Genomic DNA, 6768 nt, shown 5'->3' with positions numbered 1-6768 from the left:
GGAATGTTGACCCGGTTCATCCGCCGTTACCAAAACCATTCCTCCATTAACACCTGTATATACAAAGGTAAATAAAGGGTCAGCTGCGACGTTTACGCCAACATGCTTCATAGAAGCCATGCTTCGCGCACCAGCAATGGAGGCTCCAATAGCGGCTTCCATAGCAACCTTCTCATTAGGCGCCCACTCAGATACCACTTCTTTATGTAATGTCATATTTTCCAAAATCTCTGTACTTGGTGTCCCCGGATATGCAGATGCAAACAAAACTCCTGCCTCCCACGCCCCTTGAACGAGCGCCTCATTTCCTGTCATTAGTCTACTCATAAAATACCTCCTGATAATTCTTGATTTGTTGTTAATTCTGCTGAATTGATATGATTTTGGCACTACTAATGTTATTAGCAGTTTACGTGCCAACCACATAAACCGCTGATTTTTCAACGTTCTTTATGACTTCCGTAATTAAAATACTACTGCCAAAGTGTAAGCACCATTTAAACTTTAGCAGTTTCCTTCTCTGTTGTATGCCTCCAAAGAGCAAAAAAAGCGGGAGCATTTTTGTCCAAAAGGACAATTGCTCCCGCTTTTTTTTATCAAATTTACCTTGTTATTTCCGTCAACCTTCCCAAAGCTACTGCAATATAAAGGTCGTACGCTTCAGGCATTGCATCTATATCGCAAGCAAGCATCTTTCTCAGGCAATTAATTCTGTACTTAATTGTATTTTTATGGACAAACATTACCTCCGCAGTCTCCGCAATGTTGGATCCGGCATCCAGCATATACACGGTCAAGGTATCCAAAAGTTCCTGCCTTTTTTCACCCCCAAGCAGTGATTTGATAACCTTCTGCCTGCAAGACAATTCCTGCAATGTCCGCATACCAGATGTCCTTCGCCGGATACGAGATCCCCTATCTTAAAATCATGTACGTTGCTTCCCATTGCTTCAACAGTCCCAACAAATTCGTGGCCGATGGTCATTGGTACGGGTATCGTTTTCCGAGGTCATTCGTCCCAATTGTAAATGTGTACATCCGTTCCGCAGATTGAAGTTTTATGGATCTTTATCAATACATCGTTTATGCCTATTTCCGGAATCGGTACTTCTTCAAGCCATATCCCAGGTTCTCTTTTCTTTTTTACCAGTTTACCAGCGCTTTCATCGTGCCCATATTTTTTACCTCTTTTTCAGGATATCTTCTATATTTCGGTGCTTCCTTGATGTTGTACAATATCTACCAGGGAAAACGCCACTTCTTGCAGTAATGACTGGAAAGCTGTCTCATCGCTCATACACAACAATTTTCGTTCACTTATCATATCTGCAATTTCGGACAGACGCGCATCTGCGGTAATATGCTCCTGCTCACCGAAGCGCAGCAGCTTTTCCAGCACTTCCATAAGCCGCAAAGGGGCATAAACCCTGGGTTCTTGAATCACGCCCAGAGCAGAGGAGGCACATAAAGAAAGAATTGAAATCCACTCATTATTCATTGTTATTACCTTCCCCATTCTCCCATTTGTTGTGATGAAGTATTTCTTCAACAGGTCTCCTTTTGGGAGCTGTACAACTTCTGTCCGAATATCCCAAAGCTATGATCAACTCCGGAAATATGTGCTCCGGCAGTTTTAGTATTTTTGCTATCAGAGGACTATTGAATGATTTTACAGCGCAAGTGCCCAACCCCATAGCATTCGCAGCCAGCATCAGATTTTCTGCTGCCATACTGATATCCATAGCTGCAATCTGATCCCTCACCAGCGTACCGCCTTTTTCGTAGGCGCGTTTTTTATCGCTGCACAGGATGAGGATGCACGGCGGTTTACCATTGATACCGGGAGCAAAATTTCTAATCGTTTCCAGAATCTCTTTATCGTCTACAAATATGAATTCCCAGGATTGTATATTGCTCCCCGAAGGCGCCATTGAAGCACACTTAACAAGTTGTTTTACGGCTGTAAACGGCGGCTTCTGATCAGTAAAAGAGCGAATGCTCCTTCTCGTAAATATACATTCTTCTATGGTAATGTTTTTATCAATCATATGAATTCTCCCCTATTTCAAATGAGACCAGATGTTTCTCTCTTTTTTGATTAGCCATGACCTTCCTCCTTCTCAAATTGTAAAACTTTTTTTACCGAAGCTATCAGCCAATAAGTAGATATATCGGATGCATTTTTCTTTTTTATTATGAGATTACCACCTCCTTCTTCAGCGTACGGTCAAGCGCTTAATAGATGTGCTTCCATTCCTGGATGATGCACTCGTCATCCAGAAAAACTGTGGGTGCATTAACAATCATATCGTAATGCATATTGCCACCCTGCTGACCACCCACGAATAAATTATTCCCACACGCAACATGAATAGTCCCTAAAATTTTCCTATTTGTAGCGGATCTGAGGGCCTTCGTATCCTGCACGTTTCAAGCATGGGATCCAGCATTCGTTTGCCTTATAATCACTCGCCCACCATAATTCATCTGCGGGAGAAATGATCACATCGATCAGCATACCCTTTTCCGTGGAGGCGTTGTCCAGAGGCATATAAGCATTCTCGTTTTTGTCCCGGCAAAGCATACAAATCAGTTCCGGTACGGTGATTATGGTAGATCCGTCAGCGCGCTGCACTGCCATGTTTTCATTTTGGAAAAGGATAGTAAATCTTTCATGGGTAACAGCGTCCTCGAGTGTAGTCGTGCCGACATCGAAGCCATTCACAATCTTAGTCTCTTTATCTATGATATAAGCTGTTGTCAAACGTTTGCATTCCATGACAGGCTGTAACAATTCCAGAGGATCCTTCTGTTCTTTCTTGGCCTGAAGAATCGCTTGACCGACCTTCAAGGCTTTAGTAAGACAACCGACAATACAATTATTTTTCAACTCCAGCTTGCTCATTGCCCAAGTGCTGAAACCAATCTGAAGGTTATAAAGCTGACATAAGTTCCTGCAAATATCTTCAGACTCCTTATCATTGATACCATAAGCAACAATTTTATTCCCGCTGAGGCTGCCCATTCCGACAGGATAAGGATCAAAACCCCGTGCGGCGGGCAGGCTGGTATTCAGCTCCGGCACCGCTCTGCCATTCGAGTCAACATCCAAAACTTTGATTCGTTGAGAAACATCCTTACCAGATAATAAGGCAACAAGGATAGGCACAAAGGTATTTAATCCGCCCATCTCTCCGGAATAAAGATATTTGACCTCTTTATTCTCAAGCTTCATGGCCTTTTGCAATGCTTCAAAGGCAAATACTGCATCCGGACCATAATCAGAATTCTTCATTGCCTCGGGAGAGCCCAGACAGGCTACCATCGCGCCGTAGTCATCGTCTTTGATCTCATCCAGATCAAGCAATTCAATTTCCACAGTACTTTCTTTATTTGCATCTAAAGAATCAAGTTTAGTAATACCCATTTTCAGAGGGCCGCCACCACCCGCGCCTAAGAATGTTGCTCCATATAAAATTTCTTCCATGTCAGAACGTCTAAGAATAGTTGACATAATCTTTTCCTCCTTTTCAAAACTTCCTTAAGATAACTGTTTTTCTGTCTTCTTTGTGATGTCACTTTTGAGGCGGAGCCATATATGTTTGTCTGCTCTGCCTGAAGCCCATTTTGGCGTATAGCTCCAGCAGTGTCAGCGCCGCCTGCCCCGCTTCGACAATCGGTACATCATATCCTGCTTCGTTCAACTTTCTGCCGACCGTTTCAGATACGCCGATCATCCCTGTACAGCCCAGGACTATAGCTTCTGCCCCTTCAAGCTCTATGGCCTTCCTGCATTCCTGGTACAACGCATCACACATTTTTTCATGGTTTGCCAGTCCCAATACAGGTATGTCTATACTCCGCACACCGCTTACCCGATGCTCCAGATGCATTTTTGCCACATTTCCTCTAATAAGAGGCACAATATTCTTCAGCACCGTTACGATTCCTATTTTGTCTCCAAGACCCAGGGCAATGTGCATGGCCGGTTCAAAGCCTCCAAATACAGGAATGTTTACAATTTCACGGGCTGCGCGCACTCCCGGATCGGCGAAACAATTGATAAAGATAGCGTCACATCCCTCTTTTTCCGCTTTTTTGCATAACTCCAGCACGAAAGGTGCCGCGATTGCATCCTCGTATTCGCTTTCTATGGTCACAGGCCCTTCGGAAATCTGACCGCTGACAAGTTCCGTATCCTTATTGAGGTACTTGCCTATGCAATCTGTAAGCTCCGTTGTCAGAACGCCCTCCGCAGTAACAGGAATCAGATTATAAATTTTCAAAACGCTCTCCCTTCCTTTCAATACGAATTTGAACTAATCGCATGTCTTTTTTATAAAGTTTTCTCATGATACCCTCCTTGTTAAAATATTGCGGTAATTCTCTTTTTTTTATTTTATCATTGTGAGATTACGCAGTATACAGTCAAAAAGCCAAATAGAAGAGCACTGTTTTGTTTTTAAGAACAAAACAGTGCTCTTCTATTTGGCGAGCTTACGGATTCAAATATTTTTCAATCCGTACTAAGGCTGATGCAATATACAGTTCGTATGATTCCGGCATTTTACCAATTTCATGTCCGATTATTTTTTCAATAACCTTAATTCTATACTTTACAGTATTTTTATGGACAAAAATATAATCTGCTGTTTTAGAAGCGTTTCCCTCCGCGTCCAACAAATATACCGCCAAAGTGTCTAGCAGTTCTTTATCTTTTTCGTTTTGGTACATTGAACACAACATCTCTTTTCTTTCTGCTAATTCATCTCCGCCACTATCATATATTTCCTTACAGTATTTAGCTATGTTGATATCTGCACTTGTTAAAAAGTATTTTTTCGGATAAATGGCAGTCGCATATGATTTATATACCTGATATTTTTTGTACGTTTCCTTTGCTTTCTTGGCATTTGTAAGAGTTTCAAAGATGGTCATATCGATTCCCGTTCCGTCGCTTTGCAATTCCTGACGCAGCTCCGGCAATAAATCCTTCGCTTCATTGCTTAGTGCTTCTGTGAAAATAATCAGATCCCTTTCATAAATATCGCATATATATTTATTGGGTTTTACGTAGTTTTTAAGGAAACCTTCGATAATACTCTTCGCGTTTTCAATTTTTTTAAAAGAAATTGTTTTGCTGTCATCCTCTGCGAGCGAAACGATCATCATTTCCGAAAAAGCACTGATCTCAATCCGTAAAATACTTGCGATTCTTTTCATCGCTGGAGTTTCATCCTGCAAAATCGACTTTATCAACTGTTTAGCTTCTATCGTCCCATGATTTTCTGTCCATAAACGAAAATATGTTTGCAACACCTCAGTTGCCTGTTTACATAAATCCATACCGAGGTCTTCTGTTTCCTTCACAATACAAAGGTACAGCCTGACACCATTGTCTTCGTCCACAAGAGTATGCGTTCCCCAATACCTATTCCCTTCAATCTCTAAGGTCTCTAAACTGTAATCATTCGCGAACTGCTTCCCAAATTGCGCCAGAATGATATCTACAGGAAGGCCTCTGTCTCTTGGCCATTCGGACTCATTCAAGACCCTGAGAAAACTATCAACAATGAATAAGGAGCAATGAATTCTGTCTCTAATCATATCCAATACTGCATTCACATTTCTCCGATTACTGCTGAGGCGGGATATCATTTCCATTACCTCTGACACAAAGTAATTATCGTTGAGACGATCACGGATGATAACTTCCATTATCTCGTCTATAGCGTCGCTGTATCTTAGTTCAATTTTATTTTCCGGCATCACAATCAAAGTAATATCCAGTTCATTTGCCGTATCTATCACCCTTTTGTCCAAATATGGTATTATACATCCTACATAATAAATAATTAGCGCCGATTCTCCGTCTTCGGCTAATTTTCTTATTGATTTGCACTGTGCTTCAACATTGTTTCTGAATGCAATAAATCCAGTTATAACGATTTCGCTTCCATAGCATCTTGGATTTGACATACACTCATTTCTTAAAAGATCAAGATTGTTGCATTCTAGAACGGTGACCGATAAAATGATCCTGGACAGTCCATTTTTACCGGCCACAATTTTTGCGCCCTTCAACGCAGGCAAATTCATGATATTTTCTATCGTAACACTCATATCCCACGCATAATCCAATCAACCTATTTCCTACGGCTGGCCGGATTTATTCCTTTCATAATAACTGCAACTGATTATAAATAATTCGCTCCACACTTTTCTTTTTCATTGCTTATTCTTCACATTATTCCACATATACGCCTATGTCAATACCGTAGGCGCTAAAAGTCTACATAAATCTTATTGCCCCAGGAGCAACTGACATATTAACGTAATAAAGTCAATCAGGGAAGCCGGCGTTATTGCGAAGTCTCCACTTTTTAAGGAAAAACCATGGCTTTGATCCTATCCCAAAAATCAGCGTTGAATATTGAATATCGGACTGTAAAAGAGGCTTGCCATGCAATTCATATCCGCTGAATTGAATCCGAAAGCAAATAACATAGGCATTACCAATCAGGCGTAAAATTTCATATTATTAATGCCTTGAGCGAAATACTAAATTCCACTTCTTTGAATAAATAACGGAATTTAGTTCTTCATAAGAGGAGCTTTTGGAGTGCCGGGCTTCGATAGTTAGGCATACATATCTTTAATTTAAAATCAAAAGGTTATCCATAATAATTATAGTGAGGAAGCAGCACCGTTTAATAGCGAAGTTATACTACAAAGTGACATATAGATTGCAGTTCACCTAACAACTAT

Annotated in this window: 7 protein-coding genes and 1 pseudogene; all 8 read right to left on the bottom strand. The window is 41.1% G+C overall.

Features of this window, described 5'->3' with window-relative positions:
• A partial coding sequence (locus tag JJE29_08800) for an indolepyruvate ferredoxin oxidoreductase subunit alpha (protein MBK5252712.1) occupies positions 1–327 on the bottom strand: 327 nt, incomplete at its 3' end.
• 275 nt (positions 328–602) lie between these two features.
• Positions 603–884 (bottom strand): helix-turn-helix domain-containing protein, encoded by a 282-nt coding sequence (locus JJE29_08795; GenBank protein MBK5252711.1) that lies wholly within the window; start codon positions 882–884, stop codon positions 603–605.
• Positions 848–1150, bottom strand: a pseudogene (locus tag JJE29_08790) (alcohol dehydrogenase catalytic domain-containing protein). Before JJE29_08790 ends, JJE29_08795 begins: the two are co-directional and overlap by 37 nt.
• A 54-nt stretch (positions 1151–1204) precedes the next feature.
• Positions 1205–1498 carry a hypothetical protein gene (locus JJE29_08785; protein ID MBK5252710.1) on the bottom strand — a complete coding sequence of 98 codons (294 nt, stop codon included), beginning with the start codon at positions 1496–1498 and terminating at the stop codon, positions 1205–1207.
• Positions 1491–2048 carry a nitroreductase family protein gene (locus tag JJE29_08780; protein MBK5252709.1) on the bottom strand — a complete coding sequence of 186 codons (558 nt, stop codon included), beginning with the start codon at positions 2046–2048 and terminating at the stop codon, positions 1491–1493. The genes JJE29_08785 and JJE29_08780 overlap by 8 nt, the downstream gene beginning before the upstream one ends.
• A 341-nt stretch (positions 2049–2389) precedes the next feature.
• On the bottom strand, positions 2390–3514 hold the full coding sequence (locus JJE29_08775; GenBank protein ID MBK5252708.1) for a DUF917 domain-containing protein: 1125 nt from the start codon (positions 3512–3514) through the stop codon (positions 2390–2392).
• Between the two features lie 61 nt (positions 3515–3575).
• Positions 3576–4286 (bottom strand): aspartate/glutamate racemase family protein, encoded by a 711-nt coding sequence (locus JJE29_08770; GenBank protein MBK5252707.1) that lies wholly within the window; start codon positions 4284–4286, stop codon positions 3576–3578.
• Positions 4287–4497: 211 nt separating this feature from the next.
• Positions 4498–6141 carry a PucR family transcriptional regulator ligand-binding domain-containing protein gene (locus JJE29_08765; GenBank protein MBK5252706.1) on the bottom strand — a complete coding sequence of 548 codons (1644 nt, stop codon included), beginning with the start codon at positions 6139–6141 and terminating at the stop codon, positions 4498–4500.
• Positions 6142–6768: the final 627 nt, after the last annotated feature.

It is taken from the genome of Peptostreptococcaceae bacterium, assembly GCA_016649995.1.
Taxonomy (GTDB): Bacteria; Bacillota; Clostridia; order Peptostreptococcales; family BM714; genus BM714.
The sequence above is the reverse complement of the archived record's forward strand: the minus strand, read 5'-3'. Positions and strand labels throughout refer to the sequence as shown.